This window comes from Sunxiuqinia dokdonensis (assembly GCF_001270965.1).
GTDB classification, from domain to species: domain Bacteria; phylum Bacteroidota; class Bacteroidia; order Bacteroidales; family Prolixibacteraceae; genus Sunxiuqinia; species Sunxiuqinia dokdonensis.
The window spans coordinates 22,125-42,073 of sequence record NZ_LGIA01000225.1 but is presented as its reverse complement, the minus strand read 5'-3'; the positions used below and the strand labels follow the sequence as shown (position 1 = coordinate 42,073).

Annotated in this window: 17 protein-coding genes; 6 read left to right on the top strand and 11 right to left on the bottom strand. The window is 47.9% G+C overall.

What is annotated here, in order from left to right; genetic code table 11:
* The 4 genes from NC99_RS21515 to lepA form a co-directional block, all read right to left on the bottom strand.
* Positions 1-1,893, bottom strand: a 1,893-nt coding sequence (locus NC99_RS21515) for a cation:proton antiporter domain-containing protein (protein ID WP_053189125.1), incomplete at its 3' end; no start/stop codon positions are given.
* A gap of 123 nt (positions 1,894-2,016) precedes the next feature.
* Entirely contained in the window at positions 2,017-2,646 is a 630-nt protein-coding gene (locus NC99_RS21510) for a class I SAM-dependent methyltransferase (RefSeq protein WP_053189122.1), read from the bottom strand.
* 86 nt (positions 2,647-2,732) lie between these two features.
* Positions 2,733-3,197, bottom strand: a complete 465-nt coding sequence (locus NC99_RS21505; RefSeq protein ID WP_053189119.1) for a VOC family protein — start codon at positions 3,195-3,197, stop codon at positions 2,733-2,735.
* A 285-nt stretch (positions 3,198-3,482) separates the two neighbouring features.
* Entirely contained in the window at positions 3,483-5,270 is a 1,788-nt protein-coding gene (gene lepA, locus NC99_RS21500; protein ID WP_053189115.1) for a translation elongation factor 4, read from the bottom strand.
* Between the two features lie 207 nt (positions 5,271-5,477).
* Here lepA and NC99_RS21495 point away from each other — a divergent pair, with 207 nt between their 5' ends.
* Together NC99_RS21495 and NC99_RS21490 are read left to right on the top strand one after the other, a co-directional pair.
* Positions 5,478-6,167, top strand: a complete 690-nt coding sequence (locus tag NC99_RS21495; protein WP_082326641.1) for a lipid-A-disaccharide synthase N-terminal domain-containing protein — start codon at positions 5,478-5,480, stop codon at positions 6,165-6,167.
* Between the two features lie 163 nt (positions 6,168-6,330).
* Positions 6,331-7,302, top strand: a complete 972-nt coding sequence (locus NC99_RS21490; RefSeq protein ID WP_053189113.1) for a GDP-mannose 4,6-dehydratase — start codon at positions 6,331-6,333, stop codon at positions 7,300-7,302.
* Between the two features lie 54 nt (positions 7,303-7,356).
* Here the strand turns inward: NC99_RS21490 and NC99_RS21485 are convergent, their stop codons facing one another.
* Complete coding sequence (locus tag NC99_RS21485; RefSeq protein ID WP_053189110.1) at positions 7,357-7,734, bottom strand: MotA/TolQ/ExbB proton channel family protein; 378 nt, start codon at positions 7,732-7,734, stop codon at positions 7,357-7,359.
* A 229-nt stretch (positions 7,735-7,963) separates the two neighbouring features.
* On the opposite strand from NC99_RS21485, the gene NC99_RS21480 reads away from it, so the two are divergent.
* From NC99_RS21480 to NC99_RS21465, 3 genes are all read left to right on the top strand, one after another.
* Entirely contained in the window at positions 7,964-9,088 is a 1,125-nt protein-coding gene (locus NC99_RS21480; RefSeq protein ID WP_053189107.1) for a sensor histidine kinase, read from the top strand.
* Positions 9,076-9,795: a LytR/AlgR family response regulator transcription factor gene (locus NC99_RS21475; RefSeq protein WP_053189104.1), complete on the top strand. Its 720-nt coding sequence runs from the start codon at positions 9,076-9,078 to the stop codon at positions 9,793-9,795. Before NC99_RS21480 ends, NC99_RS21475 begins: the two co-directional genes overlap by 13 nt.
* A gap of 423 nt (positions 9,796-10,218) precedes the next feature.
* Complete coding sequence (locus tag NC99_RS21465) at positions 10,219-10,791, top strand: CxxCxxCC domain-containing protein (protein ID WP_053189098.1); 573 nt, start codon at positions 10,219-10,221, stop codon at positions 10,789-10,791.
* A 27-nt stretch (positions 10,792-10,818) separates the two neighbouring features.
* Here the strand turns inward: NC99_RS21465 and NC99_RS21460 are convergent, their stop codons facing one another.
* Entirely contained in the window at positions 10,819-11,034 is a 216-nt protein-coding gene (locus NC99_RS21460; RefSeq protein WP_053189095.1) for a hypothetical protein, read from the bottom strand.
* Positions 11,035-11,172: 138 nt separating this feature from the next.
* The gene (locus NC99_RS21455) at positions 11,173-13,704 is read right to left on the bottom strand and encodes a cellulase N-terminal Ig-like domain-containing protein (RefSeq protein ID WP_053189092.1); all 2,532 of its coding nucleotides are present in this window, start codon (positions 13,702-13,704) and stop codon (positions 11,173-11,175) included.
* A 395-nt stretch (positions 13,705-14,099) separates the two neighbouring features.
* Here NC99_RS21455 and NC99_RS21450 point away from each other — a divergent pair, with 395 nt between their 5' ends.
* On the top strand, positions 14,100-15,029 hold the full coding sequence (locus NC99_RS21450; protein WP_053189089.1) for a glycoside hydrolase family 43 protein: 930 nt from the start codon (positions 14,100-14,102) through the stop codon (positions 15,027-15,029).
* Positions 15,030-15,153: 124 nt separating this feature from the next.
* Here NC99_RS21450 and NC99_RS21445 read toward each other — a convergent pair whose 3' ends face one another.
* From NC99_RS21445 to ftsA, 4 genes are all read right to left on the bottom strand, one after another.
* On the bottom strand, positions 15,154-15,606 hold the full coding sequence (locus tag NC99_RS21445) for a GatB/YqeY domain-containing protein (protein ID WP_053189086.1): 453 nt from the start codon (positions 15,604-15,606) through the stop codon (positions 15,154-15,156).
* Positions 15,607-15,919: 313 nt separating this feature from the next.
* Positions 15,920-17,335, bottom strand: a complete 1,416-nt coding sequence (ftsZ, locus tag NC99_RS21440; RefSeq protein WP_053189084.1) for a cell division protein FtsZ — start codon at positions 17,333-17,335, stop codon at positions 15,920-15,922.
* A 20-nt stretch (positions 17,336-17,355) separates the two neighbouring features.
* On the bottom strand, positions 17,356-18,624 hold the full coding sequence (gene ftsZ, locus NC99_RS21435; protein ID WP_053189081.1) for a cell division protein FtsZ: 1,269 nt from the start codon (positions 18,622-18,624) through the stop codon (positions 17,356-17,358).
* Between the two features lie 19 nt (positions 18,625-18,643).
* On the bottom strand, positions 18,644-19,945 hold the full coding sequence (ftsA, locus tag NC99_RS21430) for a cell division protein FtsA (protein WP_157625149.1): 1,302 nt from the start codon (positions 19,943-19,945) through the stop codon (positions 18,644-18,646).
* Positions 19,946-19,949: the final 4 nt, after the last annotated feature.

The window sequence follows — 19,949 nt, the reverse complement described above, 5'->3', positions numbered from 1 at the left end:
CTTCTTGTTTCCGTCGGGATGCTCAATCAGCTTATCTTTCCGGAGGATGGCGACCAGGGTCACACCAAAAACCTTGCGGAACTTGATTTCGCTGATGGACTTGCCAATCACAAATGAACCTTCGCGAACTTTTAAAGCCATAATTTCAAGGTTTGGCAGTTCTTTAAATAACTCGTCGGACTGGTTGGTGGTGTCGCGGAAAATACCGTAATGATCGTTCCTGATTTTGGCAATCACCCGGTTAATTTCGCGCTGGGGAACCAAGCGCTTTTTCAGCACCCGTTCAAACAAATCAATCGCCGTTTCAAACTCTTCGGGAATCACCTGGTTGGCACCGAGCTTATACAATTCTTCAATGTCCACTACTTTTTTGGTTCGAACAATGATGAAAACATGCGGGTTGAGTTGACGAATTTTATCGACAACCGCCATAGACACAATCAAGTTTCCCACCGAAACAACCGCCACATCGGCCGTTTTGATGTGGGCCTTTTCCAGGATGGGTTCATTGTTGGCATCGCCATAAATCACGGTCTCTCCTTTTTCCTGAAGTTTTTTGACAATGCCCGGATCAAAAATGATCGAGATGTAGGGCATTTTCAGATACTTCGCCATCACCGACAAATTGAGCGAACGCGAATCCTTCCCAACAAACACCACATGGTTTTCAAGCGCCGGCACTTCAATCTGAGGCAGTGGGAACATGCCATCGACCCAAATTTTTGGGATCGGCAATTTCAGCATTAAATCGGCAGTCGGGCGCGAAATCATCATCAAAATAGGGGTAACCGACATGCTGATAATGGCCACAGCCAGAAACAGCTGGTAATAATAATCCGGAATAATGTTATACTTCAAACCCGACTGCGCCAGGATAAATGAGAATTCACCCACCTGGCAAAGTGCAAATCCAACCATGATGGTTCCACGAAAAGTATGTCCAAGCAAAAATGCTGTTCCGCCCGCAATCACCATTTTAATGACCAGCACCAGCAAGACCGTCGAAAATACCAACATCAGGTGTTCGCCAACAAAACTAAGATCGAGCAGCAATCCAATACTGACGAAGAAAAAGCTGGTAAAGGTATCTTTAAACGGAATTAAATGACCAAATGCGTTGTCGCTGTATTCTGACTCCGAAATCATTAAACCCGCCAGGAACGCTCCAAAGGCCAGCGAGATGCCCATCTCCGAAGTTAGCAGAGCAACGGACAGACAAATGGCAAAGATGCTCATCATAAACAACTCCTGGTTTTTGGTGAGCGCCACCATCTGCAGCAATTTAGGCATGAGCCAACGGTTTCCAACGTACACCATTCCGACCAAAACCACGGTTTTACCCAACAGTGGCAGCAACTGTCCGCCAACATCCGACGCTTCGCTTCCCAACATGGGTGTAAACAAGAGCAAGGGAATGAGAATCACATCCTGAAAGATGAGGATTCCCAACACCGTCCGTCCATAGTTCGAAGTAATTTCGGAGCGCTCCTGCATCAACTTCAGCACAACGGCGGTACTGCTCAAGGCCGTCAGGAAACCCACAAACAAAGCTCCCGGCCAGCTTAAGTTATAAAGCCGCGCCACCAGCATCGTGATCCCTGCCGTGAGGATCAACTGCATGAAACCGCCAAAAAAGACGATTTTACGAATTCGTAATAAATGGTTGATTGAAAACTCAAGCCCAATGGTAAACATTAGCAAAATGACCCCAATTTCAGCCAGCAACTCGATCTGGTGGTTTGAGCCCACAATGCCAAGAAAATAAGGGCCGGTAATTACCCCGGTCAACAGATAACCAATGATGGTGGGGATCTTTATCTTTGTAAATAAGAAGTTTACAAAAGTTGACAGGGCAAAAATGATGACGATATCTTTTAGAAGGGGTAACTCCATATGGTTTCATTTTAAACACAGAAACGGACAAAACGCGCGCACATTCGAATTTTCAATATGAAAGTACAACAATTTCTTAATTATTTCGCCTCGGGTCTCGATCCGTTTACCCCCTTTTTGGTATCAGGCCGTATTCAACTTTCTGAAACTGCAAAACACAAAATTTTGAATGGTACTGAAGGGAGTTTGGTGATCCACGGTGATGCACCTGATTTTCTCAAAAAATGCGTTCAACAGCTTCGTCATGGCATCTTCCGAATATCGTTTGATTTCGATGCCGCTACATTTTTCCGGTCCTTGTTCCGAAAAGGTCCCGATAACCAAAATCCCGTTTGGGCAGATACTTTTTTGGGCGATACCGAGGTAGTTGGATACTTCCTGCTCCTGGGTAAGAAAATGAAAAGCCGCCCGGTCGTGCCAAAAGTCGTACTTTTCGTCGGGTTGAAAAGTGGCGGCATCCGCTACGATCCATTTCACCATTGAAGCCCGCTCTCCCAAACGTTCCTTCGCACGTTCGATGGCTGCTTCCGAAATATCAAGCACGGTCAGATCGCAATAGCCCTGGTCAAGTAAATGATCGACCAACAGACTGTCGCCACCTCCAATGTCAATAATCTTAGCCTGCCTGGACACCTGAAATTGTTTGAAAAAATCGAGTGATGTTTTGGGCACGGGTTCAAACCAGCTCACTTCGTTCAGCGGCCTGGTTTTGTAAATGGTTTCCCAATGTTTTTTTCGGTCGAAATTTTTCATCGTTGCTTACGCTAATTCCTGTAAAATTAACAATTTCGATCAGAGCGGCGTTGCTTTGGGTTTTCGGATCAGCGAAAACGTTGAGTTTACTTGGTTGTCTTTCCTCCCATTTCGGTAAATACACGGTCAACGGGTTCCCAAAGCTCAATTTTGTTGCCATCCGGATCCATCAGATGAACGAATTTCCCATAGTCATAGCTGGTAATTTCATCCACGACGGTTACGCCGTTCGCCTTTAGCTTTTCCACCAGTGCTTCAATCTGTTGCACCCGGCAGTTAACCATGAATTCTTTTTTTGAAGGCGAAAAATAATCACTGTCTTGCTTGAATGGGCTCCACTGCAGGTAATTAATTTCATCAGGCTGATGAGCATTTCGAAACTCAAAGCTCGATCCCCATTCATTCACTTCGAGTCCTAAATTGGTGGCGTACCACTTTTTTGTTTCTTCCGGGTCTTCCGAGAAAAAGAAGATTCCCCCAATTCCTGTTACTTTAGGAACCGGATTTTTGTCTGCAGATTGGTCTTTTGATTCTTTGGATAAGTCGTTCATAGCAGGATTGTTTTATTTAATTTTACTCAAATCCAGTCATACTGCCAGCAGGGATTTTCGATTCAAGGTGCTTGAAGTTTTCAAATCTCTGTTTTGACTACAGATTGAAAGTCGGAGCTGCGGCACCCGGCAACAGCAGATAACAGCAACGAGCTTTCAGCGAGTGGACAGAAGATCCTGAACCAAGTTCAGGATGACTCATCCAGCCGGCAGTATCAAGAATCCAGAATCCAGAATCAAAAATCGAGTATCAAGAATCGAGTATCAAGAATCCAGCCTGGCCTGCTAATCCAGCTTCAGCACGGCCATAAAGGCATTTTGCGGCACTTCTACGTTGCCCACCTGCTTCATGCGTTTCTTCCCCTTTTTCTGCTTTTCGAGTAGTTTGCGTTTCCGCGAAATATCACCCCCATAACATTTGGCTGTTACGTCTTTCCGAACGGCTTTCACGGTTTCGCGGGCAATAATTTTGGCGCCAATGGCTGCCTGAATGGCAATGTCGAACTGCTGGCGCGGGATCAGCTCCTTCAGTTTTTCGCACATGCGACGCCCCATGGGATACGCATTGTCGAAGTGAATCAAAGAAGAAAGCGCGTCTACCATTTCGCCATTCAATAAAATATCCAGGCGCACCAGTTTGGCCGGTTTGTAACCCGTGATGTGGTAATCGAACGAAGCGTAGCCTTTCGATATTGATTTCAACTTATCGTAAAAGTCGAAGACAATTTCACCCAGCGGAAGGTCGAACGACAATTCGGCCCGCTCAGCTGTCAGGTAATTTTGGTTGATGAGTGTTCCGCGCTTGTCCAAACACAAGGTCATCACCTGTCCAATAAAATCCGACTTGGTAATGATCTGTGCGCGAATATAAGGTTCGTCAATATCGTCGATGGTAGTCGTCGCAGGCAATCCGGAGGGATTGTATACGGTAATGGTTTCGCCACTGGTGGTGTGCACTTTGTACGACACGTTGGGCACCGTGGTGATGACGTTCATGTCAAACTCGCGGTCGAGGCGTTCCTGGATGATTTCCATGTGCAGCATGCCCAAAAAACCACAACGAAAGCCGAAGCCCAGGGCTGCAGATGATTCCGGCTCGTAGGTAAGCGAAGCATCGTTCAGTTGCAATTTCTCCATCGCTGAACGCAGGTCCTCGTAGTCGTCTGAATCAATGGGATAAACGCCGGCAAAAACCATCGGTTTCACTTCTTCGAAACCTTCAATTGCTTTTGGGCAGGGACGCGCTTTGTGCGTAATGGTGTCACCCACTTTCACTTCCTTGGCCGTTTTAATTCCCGAAATGATGTAGCCCACATCGCCGGTGCTGAGCGTCTTACGCTTCTCCATGCCCAGGCGAAGTACTCCAATCTCATCGGCATCGTATTCTTTTTTGGTGTTGACAAATTTCACCGCATCACCCTGGTTGATCGTTCCGTTTACAATTTTGAAATAAGCGATCACTCCGCGAAAGGAGTTGAAGACTGAGTCGAAGATCAGCGCTTCGAGCGGTGCTTCCGGATCGCCCTTGGGTGCCGGAATCACTTCCACGATCCGCCGCAGGATGTCGTCCACACCTTCGCCTGTTTTTCCACTGGCACGGATAATGTCTTCGCGGTCGCAACCAATCAGATCGATGATTTGATCTTCCACCACTTCGGGCATGGCATTGGGCAGGTCCATTTTATTCAGAATCGGAATAATTTCCAAATCGTGCTCAATGGCCAGGTACAGGTTCGAAATGGTCTGCGCCTGGATTCCCTGGGTGGAGTCGATGATGAGCAAAGCCCCTTCGCAAGCCGCAATGGATCGGGATACTTCGTACGAAAAGTCAACGTGTCCGGGCGTATCAATCAGGTTCAACACATATTTTTCACCATCCTGCTCATAGTCCATCTGAATGGCGTGGCTCTTGATGGTAATGCCGCGTTCTTTCTCCAGGTCCATGTTATCAAGCACTTGCTCTTTCATGTCGCGTTCACTCACTGTTTTGGTCACCTCCAAAAGGCGGTCGGCCAAAGTACTTTTTCCATGGTCAATATGGGCGATGATGCAAAAGTTGCGAATATTCTTCATTGATATAAAAAGCTTTCTTTCAATTACTCCCTGCGGGCTTCGCCGCAAAGATATTCAAAAAACGATAACAATAATAGAAAGCCGATTCCGTTAGGAAAGTTTAATAATTTCCTAAGTTTTCCAGCCACCGTTTCGAATAAGGAAGTAAAAAAGTCAGCTGGCGTGGGATTTCAGTTATCTTTGCAGCGCTTACAGTTAAGTTTAGAAATGAAAGATTACCTGATATACAGCATCGGATTTCTGAGCCAAATTTTGTTCTTCGGAAGGACGATTATTCAGTGGTTTAAGTCGGAGCACGAAGGGAAAGTATTGTCGCCCACCCTGTTCTGGAAAATCAGCCTGCTGGCATCGGTTTTAATGCTCACCTACGGTATCCTGCGCAACGACGCAGCGATCCTGGTCGGACAAATCCTGGTTTACTTTATTTATGTCCGGAACATCCAGCTCAAGAACGACTGGAAACCGATGTCCCTGCTGATGCGCACCGGCATTTTGCTGACGCCCGCCATTATTCTGGCCTACCTGTTTTTCGGGACGGAGTATTCGCTGGCCACCTTTTTCAGCAACGAAAACAACCCGCTGTTGTTGATGATTTGGGGTATCGCCGCGCAGATCGTGTTTATTTCGCGTTTCTTTTACCAATGGATTTATTCCGAAAACCGGAAAGAATCCATTCTGCCGCTGGGATTTTGGATCATCAGCATTGTCGGATCAGCCATGAATTTTGTTTACGGCGTGTTCCGGCTCGACCCGGTATTGGTGGCGGCCCACAGTTTGGGCATGTTTGTGTATCTTCGGAATATTCTAATTCATTACAACAAACGAAGCCTGTTTAGTCGTTTAAATATCCCGGTGCTGAATAAGCTCATTGCTTTCGTTTCGGGGAAAATAAAATAAAACCAGATGAATATCCGCAAGATTACCGCCTGTCATTAAAAAGTCATTCAATGGTCATTAGGCGGTCATTAATTTGTTTTGAAACGATCAATGACAAGAATTTGACAACCATGAATGAACAAATAGGTATGAAAGAGGACAATCATTAAAAATAGTCAAGCGTATGCAATCAACCATCGTCGTCACCGGATGTGCCGGATTTATCGGATCGCACTTAAGTGAAAAGTTGCTGGCCAACGGCAACCAAGTCATTGGAATCGACAATTTCGACCCCTTCTACGATCGGCAGGTCAAAGAACGCAACCTGTCAACGTTTAAAAATCATTCCAATTTTCGCTTTGTTGAAGTTGATTTGGCTGATTTGGATGCCTTGAGCCAGGCGCTGGAAAACGAGTCGATTGATGTGATTGTGCACTTGGCCGGGAAAGCCGGCGTTCGCCCATCCATCGAAGATCCGCAAGGTTATATCCGGGCCAACATTCTGGCCACGCAAAATGTGCTGGATGTGATGAAAAACAAGGGCATTAAAAAGATGGCCTTTGCTTCGTCATCATCGGTTTATGGCAACACCAAAGAAACGCCGTTTCACGAAGGACAGGATGTAAGTCAGCCGATTTCGCCTTACGCGTTTAGCAAAAAAGCTTGTGAACTGATCAATTACACTTATCATGCCTTGTATGGATTGGACATCATTAACATGCGCTTTTTTACCGTGTTTGGCCCGCGGCAGCGCCCCGACCTGGCCATTCATAAATTCACCAAACTGATTCTAAGCGGCCAGGAAATCCCGATGTTTGGCGATGGCAGTACCTCGCGCGACTACACCTATTACGAAGACACGGTGGCCGGAATCCAAGGGGCGATCACTTACCTGAATACCCACGAAACGGTTTACGAAACCGTCAACCTGGGCAACAACCAGCCGGTGAAACTGACCGATATGATTGCGGCCATTGAAAAAGCAACGGGCGTAAAAGCCAACATTAAGCAACTGCCCATGCAGGCCGGCGATGTGGACATTACCTTTGCCAACATCGAAAAAGCCAAAAAGCTCTTGAACTACAACCCGCAATATTCCTTCGAAGAAGGCGTACAAAACTTTGTGGACTGGTATCGTGAAGTCCACGCCATTTAAAAAAGCGTTTGTTCCGGAAAACACCTTCCGAAACAAACGCCTTACTCGCTTTCGTCAGCCCTGAGTTTTGCGGGTGTACACTTCCTTCAGTGCCCCCCAAAAAATGAGTGAAAAGATAAAGAGAATGGTGCCGTAAACCGGGGCAATCATACTCACTTTTAATCCGCCGGCAACCAAGGCAGGAGAAACATCGCCTACGACTTCAATGGCATCGAAAGCCATAATCAATCCGATGGCCTGTCCCAAAAATCCGGTGACGATGGCCAAACTTCCAAAAAGTAAAATTAAACCCAGTCCGCTTTTGGTGACTTTATCCTGCACAAAAAAGTGAAGAACCTTTTGCGCGGTGAACACCAGCATGCCAATTCCCCAAATGGTCACAATCGCCATAAACAGGGGGCCTCCTTCGTAAAATAAATCAAATAGTCTCATAATCGTTAAATTTAAGGTGAAATACTGAAAGCAATAGTACGCTCCCCTGCTTTTTAAAGTGAATTTTATCGATCAACGACACGAATGTGGAATGAAACAACCGCGAGCGACACGCCCGACGTCGAAGCGGCGATTGATTGCATTCGGGGGCGATTTGAGGTTATTCGTCGACATTCTTTCCGTTTCATCCTATTTTTTCAGTAATTTGAGGCTTCGATTGAACGAAAATATGAAGATCATCCCAAAAGTAAGTTCCCCCCAGTTTGTTCCCGCCAACTTGATGAAGGTCGGACAACATCTCCTGTTTTGGGTGATTTCGTACTTGTTTTTCATTTTGTTTTTTGGACGTGCCAACCGCGATTATCAAACCACCATTATTTTTGCATCGCTCTTGTTTCCGCTGGCGATGGGCACCAGCTACTTTCTGAACTACTTCCTCATTCCACGCTTTCTATTCAAGGGCCATCCCTGGCGGTTTTTGCTTTTCCTGGTCTATACCTTTGTGTTTACGCTTTGGGCCGAGCTGGTCATTAGCATGTTTGTGTTTGTTACGGTCAGCGATTTCCAGTTTTACAAGCTTGATCCCACTTCGTTCGACGTGGTTTTCCTGTTGGTTGGCCTGTACTTTATCATCCTGGCTTTTGTGGCCATTGAACAGGTGAAGCGGGCTTTCGAAATCAAAAAGGAAAACACGCGGCTCGAAAAAACTCAGTTGGAAACCAACCTCAAACTGCGGGAGTCGGAGCTGAAATTGCTGCGGGCGCAAATCCATCCGCATTTTCTTTTCAACACGCTCAACAACCTCTACGGGTTAACACTTGAAAAGTCGGATCTGGCGCCGGAGTTGGTGTTAAAGCTGTCGGACTTGATGGATTACATGCTCTATAAATGCAACCGCCCCAAGGTAAGTCTCAAAAGCGAGTTGGCACACCTCAGCAACTACCTGGAGATTGAAAAACTGCGCTACGGAAATCAACTGAAACTTGAATTCGTCCTGGATGGAGAGCCCGAGCAACTGGAAATTGCGCCCATGTTGTTGCTGGCCTTTTTCGAGAACGCTTTCAAGCATGGGGTCAGCAAGTCCATTGAGAATCCTTTCGTTCACATTCACATTCGCATTGATGGCCGGCAATTCAAACTTCGCGTTCGCAACAGCCGCAACCCGGCACATGATAAGAATGACGAATACACCGAGGGAATCGGCTTGAAAAACGTACAAAAACGGCTGGAGCTCATTTATCCCAATGCGCACCAGTTAGAAATCATCCCCGGTGACCAGACCTTCGAAATTAAGCTTCAATTGCAACTGGACGTGACAACAGAAATTCAAGAAAAAAACCAATGGACAAACTAAACTACAACTGCCTGATTGTTGACGACGAACCGATTGCCATCCGGGTGATTAAAAACCACCTGTCGGAATTCAAGAACCTGCGGCTGGTGGGCGAATGCAATCATGCCATCGAAGCCATTGAAGTGCTGTCGAAAACCAAGGTCGATTTGCTGTTTCTCGACATCCAGATGCCACAGATTACCGGCGTGGAATTTCTGAAAAACCTGAACCACCCGCCCAAAGTGATCTTCACAACGGCCTACCGCGACTATGCCATTGAAGCTTTCGAACTGGATGTGATCGATTATCTTTTGAAACCCATCTCGCTGCTTCGATTCTCCAAAGCCATCAACCGGTTCTATCAACGGGTCAACGAAACAGCGTCATCCGTAACCGACTTGACCCAGAACCTGCCGGCAGACCACTTGTTCGTCAAAGCCGACAAAAAACTACACAAGGTTTCATTCAACGAACTCGTTTACCTGGAGAGCTATGGCGATTATGTCCTGGTTCACACCGAAAAGGGGAAAATCACCGTCAAGGAGCGGATCAGCCACCTCGAAGAACAACTTCCGCAGAATCGATTTCTCAGGGTTCACCGAAGTTATATCATTTCCATTGACAAAGTCAGCTCCCTGCTTCCGGGCCTGGTTGAGCTCGGGACACATAAAGTCCCCATCGGCCGGAGCTACAAAGCCGAAGTAGATAAACGGATTGCCAGGCAGTAAGAGGAAGAAAGTATCCCAGCCGGGCCACTCACATTTTCACCTGATGGCGAAGTGAGGGGCTTGAGGATTTGAACGTTCTATTAAGTTCTCAGGCAGATTCCGATCCGCCGGTTGTCGGACGGAAAGACGCTTCTGACAAGGGCTTCGTGTGGCCTGCGAGGATTTGGCTTTGGCAAACAGGGGAAGGTGGTTCAGATCATCGGAGCCGGAAGAGTCACCAAGCACCTCCCCTCGCTGCGCTCGGGTACTCCTTCCGTCAGAAGCCGCACAGGCTCTTGAAAAGGAGAAGATCTTCTTGAAAAAATGTGCGGTTATTCCCATCATTATTTTTTCAGCGAGCGGATCATTTTTTTCGTCGCACAAATCATCCAAATGATTACATTTAGCGCCTCATTTTAGCTTGTTTTTGTGAAGTAATACACGATGATCAAAAAAATTAAACGCGTGCAGAAAGTGCTGAAAGCAGCAGCCCTGCATTCCGAAGAATTTCGAAAAGCCTCCCAAATGGAATGTCCTGCTGGTTGTTCGCTTTGTTGCCTAAAAAAGGACATTTATGCCAGCCCGCTCGAGTTTTTACCCTTGGCTTACCACTTGCACCAAACCGATAAAGCCGACGCCTTTTACGACGAGCTGGAATTACGGGCAGAAAATACAATCTGCGGCATCTTCACGCCGCTCAGCCTTGATGGCTGGGGCTGCACCGAATATGAATACCGCGGGCTGATTTGCCGCCTGTTTGGCCATTCCACCACCTCCGACAAAATGCACCAAAAACGTATGGTGACCTGCAAAACGCTGAAAGAAACACCAGCTTACCAGGAGCTAAAACCAGCCCAATTGCTGCAAGCGCCCCCGTTTCAGGACTACTACATGCAACTGGCGGCCATCGATTTTCAACTGGCCAACGAAAGCCTACCCATCAACCAGGCCATCAAACGGGCTATTGAGCTGGTGAGCACCTACTACTCGTACCGCGGAACCAAAAAACCGGCATAAAATCACCCTCCCGACCAGCAAAAAAGCTTACAACACAGCATAAACATGCGATTCAAAGTGCCGGAACCCATTGTTCATGGCGTGAATGATGACGTATGGAGTGCCGGACCGTGCATTCAGGGCATGAATGGTGCATTTGGAATGCCGGAAACCATCATTCAGGGTATGAATGGTGACATCGGGAGTGCCGGACCATGCGTTCAGGGTATGAATGGTCGGATTGGACGTGCCGGAAGCCATCATATATGGTGTGCATGGTGAAACTCGGGAGCTGGAAGCCGGACACACGATGTGGATGGTCGGCCTGTAGCTTGCCCGTGAGGGCTTCACTCGAAGTGAAACCCTCACTAAACCACAAACAACTTCCGCCGCTTACTCAGTCTATTTCACTAGATTTCTAAACGCTGATCCAAAAATTAAATAACTGGTATTTCCGCCAATCGTGCCTTCATTTTGTCCCCACAAAAATGGCCAGTCGTCGTAGTTTTCGAAGTGATCGGGTTGCCGGAACAAGATGCCAGGAGCAACATTTCCCGGAATAAATGAAAAATCGGCCCGGTTATTTCCATAGAATACCGCTTTTGGACGGGCCGCACCCACCGCCGCGACCAATGAATAATTGTGATACGGATGGCAGCCAAACAGCCAGTTGGTGGTTTTGAACGCATGGCTGGCGTCGATAATCTCCGGAAAATATTTGTTGGCAAAGCAAATGGTGGTGCCAAAGTTCACCACACCTCCTGCTCCTGCCCAGTTGCCAAGGCCGATTGGAACTCCGTACGGATTATCCTTTTCAAGCCCATCAATGTATTCTTTGTACTTTAAAACATACGGACTGAGCTTTTCTTTGTAAGATGCATCCAGGTGCGGAATGGCGTGCAAAGCTGTTAATATGGTCCTGCTGACGTTATCATCAAGTGCAGGCCACAACAGTTCCTGGAAATTATCGAGGTATTCCTGCTCGCCGGTTGAAATATACAGTTGAAGATTGGTGCCCAGATTGGCTGATCCGCGTGCCCGGCCAGACCAATCCTCCGGCTGATCGGCAAGCAATTCCGTTGCCTCTTTCAACAATCGTTTCGACTGCTGCAGCGCCCGTTCTGAAAGATCGTCATTATATCCCTTCAATGCCCGGCTTGCTGCGGCAAACATGGTTGCAGCCCTAAGATCGAGGCCGGGATTGCGGCTGGTAAACGCCCACATATCATCCTTAACTCCGCTCGAACGGCCGTCAGGGGCCACTTCGTAAGGACCCAGGTTTGGATTGTATGGAAGGCCATCGGTTAGTGAGGCTGCGTCGCCCAGGTGGTGGTAATTGTCGAGAACCGCGTTGGAAAGCGTCTGAGCCATATGCCCAATAATCTCAGCCTGGGCCACCAGGTTCATCGTTCCATGCTCGATAAACTGCAAGATGTCCGGTGTCCCATCCGGGCGATGAAGGTCAACGTAACGTTGCTCCTGATCAACAAAAGTCTGGTCGCGCTCCGGTTTGAAATATTCCCATGTTTGCACAAAGTTCTGCACCACGCCAATGTTCGATCCGGTCTCGATATCAAAATCACCCGCATCGAAAAAACCGCCTATGTTTAATCCGGGAATCAACTCCAGCGCTTCGTATTCGGTATCGGTTGTCGGCCCCTGCCTGTGAAGGTCAAAGTGATCGGTGTTTGGCGGCGCCTGGAGATAACCGTCTTTAAAAGGCTCGCCGTGCCACACCCGGTAAGCCTCGTTCACAAACATGTGATTCATGTGTATTGGAATCCAGATATCGCTCGTGGCGTCGGTAATCTTGTCGTAAACGTTATCGTTGATTATGAAGTTGTTGGTTTTAAAATCGCCATACTGAATGTAGTAGATTCCGGGTGTGTGAACGGAAGAAAAATCGAATTTCACGTAGTGGTACTTGTAATAGTCGCCCCAGGCTGCGATGTTGCCACTAAACGCTTCAGTAGCTTTGCCGTCGGCGTCAATTTTATACAGCGATGCTTTTGCAAGCGGCTTGTCCTTTTTGTCGAGTTCAATAACCGCGACTTTGGGTTGTGAAGGAAGGTAGCCCACTTGGGAGAACCCAATATTTGGCTCTCTTATCCACCCGTCAATGGCGTTTGGTTCAACGGTCCAACTTAAAACCTTGCCTGTTTTTCCTGCCGGAAGTAAACTACGAACAACGTACCAGCCGTTTTGTGCCAGCACACGGCCGTCGAAAAGCAGCAAATCAGCATCAGGCGAAGTGATTTTCACCATGCGCTCGGGATCTTCGGGCGCAAGAAGCAAGCTGCGGCCGGATTCCAGCGGAAGCGGGTCGATAAATCGGCCGGTACCCCGGTCGTCGTAGGTGATGTATCCTTTGTATTGCTTCAATTTTTCACTGTTGGGCCGCGTTACGGTGTTCCCCACCACATAACGGGAAAACCGGTTCAAACGCCCATCCATCAAATAGGTCTTACCCCAATACTGCGAAGGCAAAAACTCCAGGTTAAATCCGGCGCTCCCCTCCAATTCCGACGGAACGGGTTGATCAAGGTAAACCGAGATCTCAACACCTGTCCCCTTCGCCGTGACAACCACCCGCGAATCAAAATCGAAATCTTCATACCGCAATACCGCCTCAATGGTGTTCGACTCCGGATCAACTGTTCGGTTGGGTATGGCAGGAACCAAGTCCCACTGCTCCGGCGTATTGGAAAGTCGCACAGCACCGCCTTGCGCTGTTCTAACGCCATGGTGGATCAATTCAATACCGGCGTTCTTTTCATCGTTGAACCCCCCGGTAAACAGGTTGCTGTACACCAGAAGGTTGACTCCCTGCGTCTCGAAATACTCCAAATCGTTGAGCTTCAAGTTCTGACTTGAAACGGGACTAACTGCTGCTGTCAGCAGCATGACAAGTGATAAAAACAGAAGTCTTCTCATAAGATTTTCATCAGTAAATAATTTGTTTTTTTAATGGTCTGGTATCGCATGGAATCTGCATGAATTTTAATCATCACCTCGGATGGAAATATTTCACAAGCTCGCTCCCGGCAAAATCAGGTATTGATTTCAATATGAAAATTCGTCATCAATTCCAGGTGGCATGCGCGAAAAAGAAATATTCTTGAATTCTGAATAAAAAATAATCCGCGCCTGCCACGCGTAAAGATAAAAAAAATACCAGAACAGAATACCCCAGACCGGAAATTTGGTCAGATCCAAAATCCCATGGCCAAACCACGCTATTGAAACAATCAGTTTGTACTTTTCGACCGACCAAATTGAGGGTGCATTTTTTAAAATGCTTTCCTTATTTTTGAAGCAAAACTAATACGATGAGAACAATCCTATTGAGTACTTTTTTGGCCTTTTTCCTGCTTAGCTGCCAGGCTCCGGAAAAAGAAGTTTACCTCTTCTCCTTTTTTCAGGACAACGGGCAAGACGGCTTGCACCTGGCCTACAGCTACGATGGCTATCATTATGAAGCCCTGAAAAACAACGAATCATTTCTCACGCCGCAGGTGGCCGATGACAAGCTGATGCGGGATCCCTGCATCATTCCGGGGCCCGATGGCAAATACCACATGGTGTGGACCGTAAGCTGGAACGACAAGGGAATCGGCTATGCCTGGTCCGAAGATTTGATTAACTGGTCGGAGCAAAAATTCATTCCGGTGATGGCGCACGAACCCGAAGCGCTCAACTGCTGGGCGCCCGAGCTCTATTACGACGAGGACAGCAAGCAATACCTGATTTACTGGGCAACCACCATTCCCGGCCGCTTCACCGAAGGCGACACCCAGGGCGACGACAAATACAATCACCGGATGTACTACACCACCACCAAAGATTTTGAAAACTTTAGCGACACCAAGTTGCTATACGACGAAGGGTTCAATGTGATTGACGCCGTGATTCAAAAAGTGGACGACACTTACTATCTTTTTCTGAAAGATGAAACCCGGACCCCGGCAAAGAAACACATTCGGATTGCTGCCAGCGACCAACTTACGGAAGGTTACCAGCTCATCAGCGAACCCATCACGCCCGATTGGGTGGAAGGACCAACCATAACCAAAATTGGCGACAAATGGGTGTTGTTTTATGATGAATATACCCGCCACCACATGGGAGCCGTAGCCAGCACCGACTTGAAAAACTGGGAAGTGATCAACGATCAAATCAGCTTCCCCGCAGGTACCCGGCATGGAACTATTTTTAAAGCACCGGAAAGTATTTTGAATAGGCTGCTGGAAGCGGAGTAGCACGAATTCCCGGAAAAGGCCGTTGAGAACAATTGGCTTCAACTGTTTTCAACGGCCTTCAATTTTTAATTTCCAGAATGGCAAACAATCCGGGTGAGGTGGCTTCCGAACAAAAACAAGCTCACTACTCCGAAAGCAGCGCCTTCACTTTATCGGCAATATCTTTCCCATCAGCCTGCCCAGCCAGTTGTTTAGACGCGATTCCCATCACCTTGCCCATGTCTTTCATGCCCGTCGCGCCAACCGACTGGATAATGGTTTTGATGGTGGCTTCCAGCACCTCGTCGCTCATTTTCTCAGGCAGGTAGGTTTCAAAAATCTCCACCTGCTTCATTTCCTGCTGGTACAAATCGTCGCGGCCCTGCTCCTGGTAAATGGTGGCCGAGTCGCGGCCTTGTTTGGCCAGCTTTTGCACGACCTTCACCACTTCCTGGTCATCCAGCTCGGCTCCGGCGCCCTTGGCTACCCGTGCTTCGAGCAGTACTTTTTTGATTCCACGCAACGCTTCCAGCTTTTCTTTTTCGCGGGCTTTCATCGCCGCTTTGATATCTTCATTAATCTGATCAAATAAGTTCATCTTATCAGTTTTAAAGTTTCGAGTTTCAAGTTTCGAGTTATTCACTGTTGACCTCTCTCTCATAAATGCTTACGTTCTCACTTTCCTTCTTGGTTATTGAATATTGAATATTCATCATTGAATATTTCTTCACACCGTTTTCATTTTTCAGTGGTCTCACCTTCTCACCTTCTCACTCTCTCACCTTCTCACCTGCTCAAAACTCAACCACAGAGAACACGGAGTTTTGCACAGAGTTTCACCGAGGGAATATCCTCTTTTCCCACATTCTCACCCTCTCACCCTCTCACTCTCTCACCTTCTCACCTTCTCGTCAATCCACCTTATCGTGCAGGTACGAGTTGTTGTCCCGCAGTTTGGTATTGTCATCATCATCAGGCGAAAGCGAGAAGCGTGACAGTTTCTCTTCAAACTTCTTTTTCATATTCTGAATGTTCACCTTTTTTCTTCGGTAGGCCGGAATGTTTTCCAGTTCGTCCACCTCTTCGTCCGATGAGGAAGAGTAATCCAGTTTCACGGAGTACTCTTTCTTCGGGTCAGCATTGGCTTTTCCATACAACTCGTCAAATTCATCAACGGGTTTGTTGATTTCAAACTCAATCGACTGCTGGTTGATGCTTGTGCGCTTGGCTTCGCCGCCGGTAAACGGAACGCGCACTTCGGGTTTTGGACGCACCGGCGGTGTTGGTTGTGGCTCGTCGATCAGGGTATGATAGGTTTTTTCCACCTTGCGGGCAGCCATCATTTCCGGAATGCTACTCACACTAAAGCCAGTAGCGATAATGGTCACCGAGATTTCGTGTCCCAGAGTGTCATCCAGTCCGTTTCCCCAAATCAAGTCCGCATCATGACCGGCCTTGGCCTGCACGTAATCTGTGATTTCTCCAATTTCGTCCATGGTCACCTCTTCATTTCCTGAAGTAATATTGAGCAAAATATTGCGGGCCCCATTGATGTCGTTGTTGTTCAGAAGCGGTGAATTCAAAGCTTCTTCCACTGCACGCAGCGCCCGGTTTTCGCCCTCAGCTTTGGCCGAGCCCATGACGGCGACCCCGCTGTTGCGCATGACGGTTTCCACATCGGCAAAATCCACGTTGATGTAGCCGGGAACCGTGATAATTTCAGCAATTCCCTTGGCAGCGGTGGTCAGCACATTGTCGGCTTTGGCAAAGGCTTCTGAAATTTTAAAGTCACCATACATCTCCCGAATGCGTTCGTTGTTGATCACCAGCAAGGAATCCACATGGTTCTCCATTTCAGCAATGCCGTCAATGGCCTGCTTAATGCGCCGTCGCCCCTCATTGCGGAACGGCAGCGTGACAATGCCAACCGTCAAAATGTCAAGCTCCTTGCACGCTTCGGCAATGACCGGCGCCGCTCCGGTTCCTGTTCCACCGCCCATTCCGGCCGTGATAAAAACCATCTTGGTCGTCGATTTCAAGGTCTTTTTAATCTCGTCAATGCTTTCAATGGCTGCCTCTCTACCAATTTCAGGTTTGTTTCCGGCACCACGTCCTTCGGTGAGCGACTCGCCCAACTGCAGCTTCAGCGGAACCGGGCTATTTTTCAGCGCCTGTTCGTCGGTATTGCACAGCATGAAACCAACATCCTTGATGCCCTGCTGAAACATGTGGTTTACGGCATTTCCGCCACCACCTCCCACACCAATCACCTTAATAATTTCTTCGGAAGTTTTATTTAAATCGAAATTCATAATATCGCTTGACATAGACTTTTCTTTCTTAATTGTTAGTTCTCAATTTCTTCGTCCTGATCCTCAAAAAAACGGTTAAACTGCCGTTGAAACCAGCTGTCGGTTGTTCCACTTTCCTGGGTTTGTTCAGAGACCAACTCCCTTTTGCTCTTGGCTTTTTGCTTGCGGGAATTGGCTGTTCGTTTGATGGCTTCCGCTTTCTGCGGCTTCGCTATTTCTTTTTCAAATCCCGGAATCAGATTTTCATCCTCGTCTTCCAGGTTAATATCGATGTCTTGTTCTTCAAAAAGCACCTCTTCTTTGGGCTTCTTCTCCTGTAACAAACTGTTTGGATTTTTATCGAAGCGGGTAGCAATCAGCGTAACGCTCACTTTGGTTCCAAGTTTTTTATCCAAACTGTTACCCCAGATGATATTGGCATCCTGCCCGGCTTTCTCTTGTAAAAATTCGATGATGTCGCCAATTTCACCCATCCGGATTTCCTCGTCACCTGATGTGATATTCAGCAAAATATCTTTGGTTCCTTTGATGTCGTTGCTATCCAGCAAGGGCGATTCGAGTGCTTTCATGACGGCATCCATCGCCCGGCCATCTCCTTCGGAAATGCCGGTTCCCATGATAAATACTTCGCTACCCGCCATCACCGTGTGCACATCGGCATAGTCAATGTTGATGTTTCCGTGCAGCGTGATAATCTCGGCCACGCCTTTCACGGCCGTACCCAAAATATTATCGGCCTTTTTAAAGGCTTGCGACGCGGGAAGGTCGCCATAAATTTTATGTAATTTTTCGTTGCTGATCACCAGCAAACTATCCACATTTTTTTTCAGTTTCTCCACCCCTTCGAGCGCTTGCTGAAACCGGCGCTTGCCCTCGGCCGGCGAAGGAATGGTGACCACGGCAATCGTCAGAATATCGAGTTCGCGGGCCAGCTCGGCAACCACGGGTGCTGCGCCCGTTCCGGTTCCACCGCCCAGCCCGGCCGTGATGAACAACATTTTGGTTGTTCCCTCCAGCACACTTCGAATATCATCCAGGTTTTCAATGGCTGCCTGTTCGCCCTGCATGGGCAGGTTGCCTGCGCCACGTCCCTCGGTAAGGGTGACACCCAGTTGTATTTTAATCGGAACCGGGCTGTTGCGCAAGGCCTGGGCGTCGGTATTACAAATCAAAAAGTCAACGCCTTCAATCCCTTCATCAAACATGTGATTTACGGCGTTACAGCCGCCACCACCAACCCCGATCACTTTAATAATCGATGACTTTGATTCCTGAAATCCGAAATTTAAAATGTCCTCCGTCATATCCGGGGATTTTTATAGGTTAATACATTTCCGTATCCTGTTCATCTTCAAAAAACAGCGTTACCTGGCGGGTCACTTCTTTCTTCACTTGCGAGAAAAAGCCAGGCTGTGTTGAGCGCACTTTCTTTTTCTTCGGCTTAAAGAAAAATTCTTTCGCAGGTTCTTCATTGTCAATATCGTTCAAGGCCGTGGTCAGCAAGCCCAGAACCGTTGCATTTCGCGGATCTTCCAATTCTTTCCATTGCTCCCCAAGCTTCAGACGCGGAATGCCTTTACGCACATCAAGCCCCGTTTGAAACTTGATGAGCTGCCCGAGGTTCGGCAGCAAGCCGCTTCCTCCGGTAAGCACAATGCCGGCCCCAACCTGGTCCATATAGCCCGATTTTTCAAGATGAAAGAAAAAGGCTTCGATGATTTCTTCCATACGGGCCTGGATAATAAAAGCCAGGCTTTTAAAGGAAATTTCTTTGGGCTCCCAACCTGAAATGCCCGGGATGGTGACCACCTTGTCTTCGGGTGCAAAATCACCCATCGCCTGTCCAAACTGTACTTTTAGCGATTCGGCCTGGCGTGCCAGAATGCTGCATCCCTCCTTGATATCGTGCGTAATCACGTTGCCACCAAAAGGAATCAGCGCCGAGTAACACAGTACACCATCGCGATAAATGGCCATTTTGGTTGTTCCTCCGCCAATATCAAGCAAAACCACACCCGCTTCCTTCTCATCCTCCGAAAGCAAAATTTCGGATGATGCCAAGGGATCAATCATTGACCGCCGGATGTTTATGCCGGCCCGTTCAAAGCAGAGTTTCAGGTTGGTCTCGTACAATTCGGGCGCCACCATGAGCTTGAACTCCGCCTGCATGCGTTCGCCGGTCATGCCCACCGGATTTGGAATACCCGATTCGTGGTCGATGGTAAACAACTGCGGCGCCACATGGTAAATCTTATATCCCTCGGGCAAATCGACTTTTTTCACCTGCTGAAACAAGGCGTCAACATCTTCATCCGACACGATGCGACGGTCGCCAATGTATCGTTCGGCCTGGTTGGTCAGCGTCTTTAACTGCTGCCCGACAATGTTGACATACACCTCTTCGATATCGCCCTGAAAAGCATCTTCGGCCTGCCGAATCGCCTCATGAATCGCGGAAAAGGCTTCGTCAATGTTGAGCACAACGCCGCGCTTCACGCCCATGGAACGCGCTTTGCCGTATCCCAAAACTTCAATCTTGCCATCCTCATTCTTTCTGCCGGCCACCACAACCACTTTGGTTGTCCCGACATCAACTGCTGCTATTATTTTCCCGCTCTTGCCCATATAC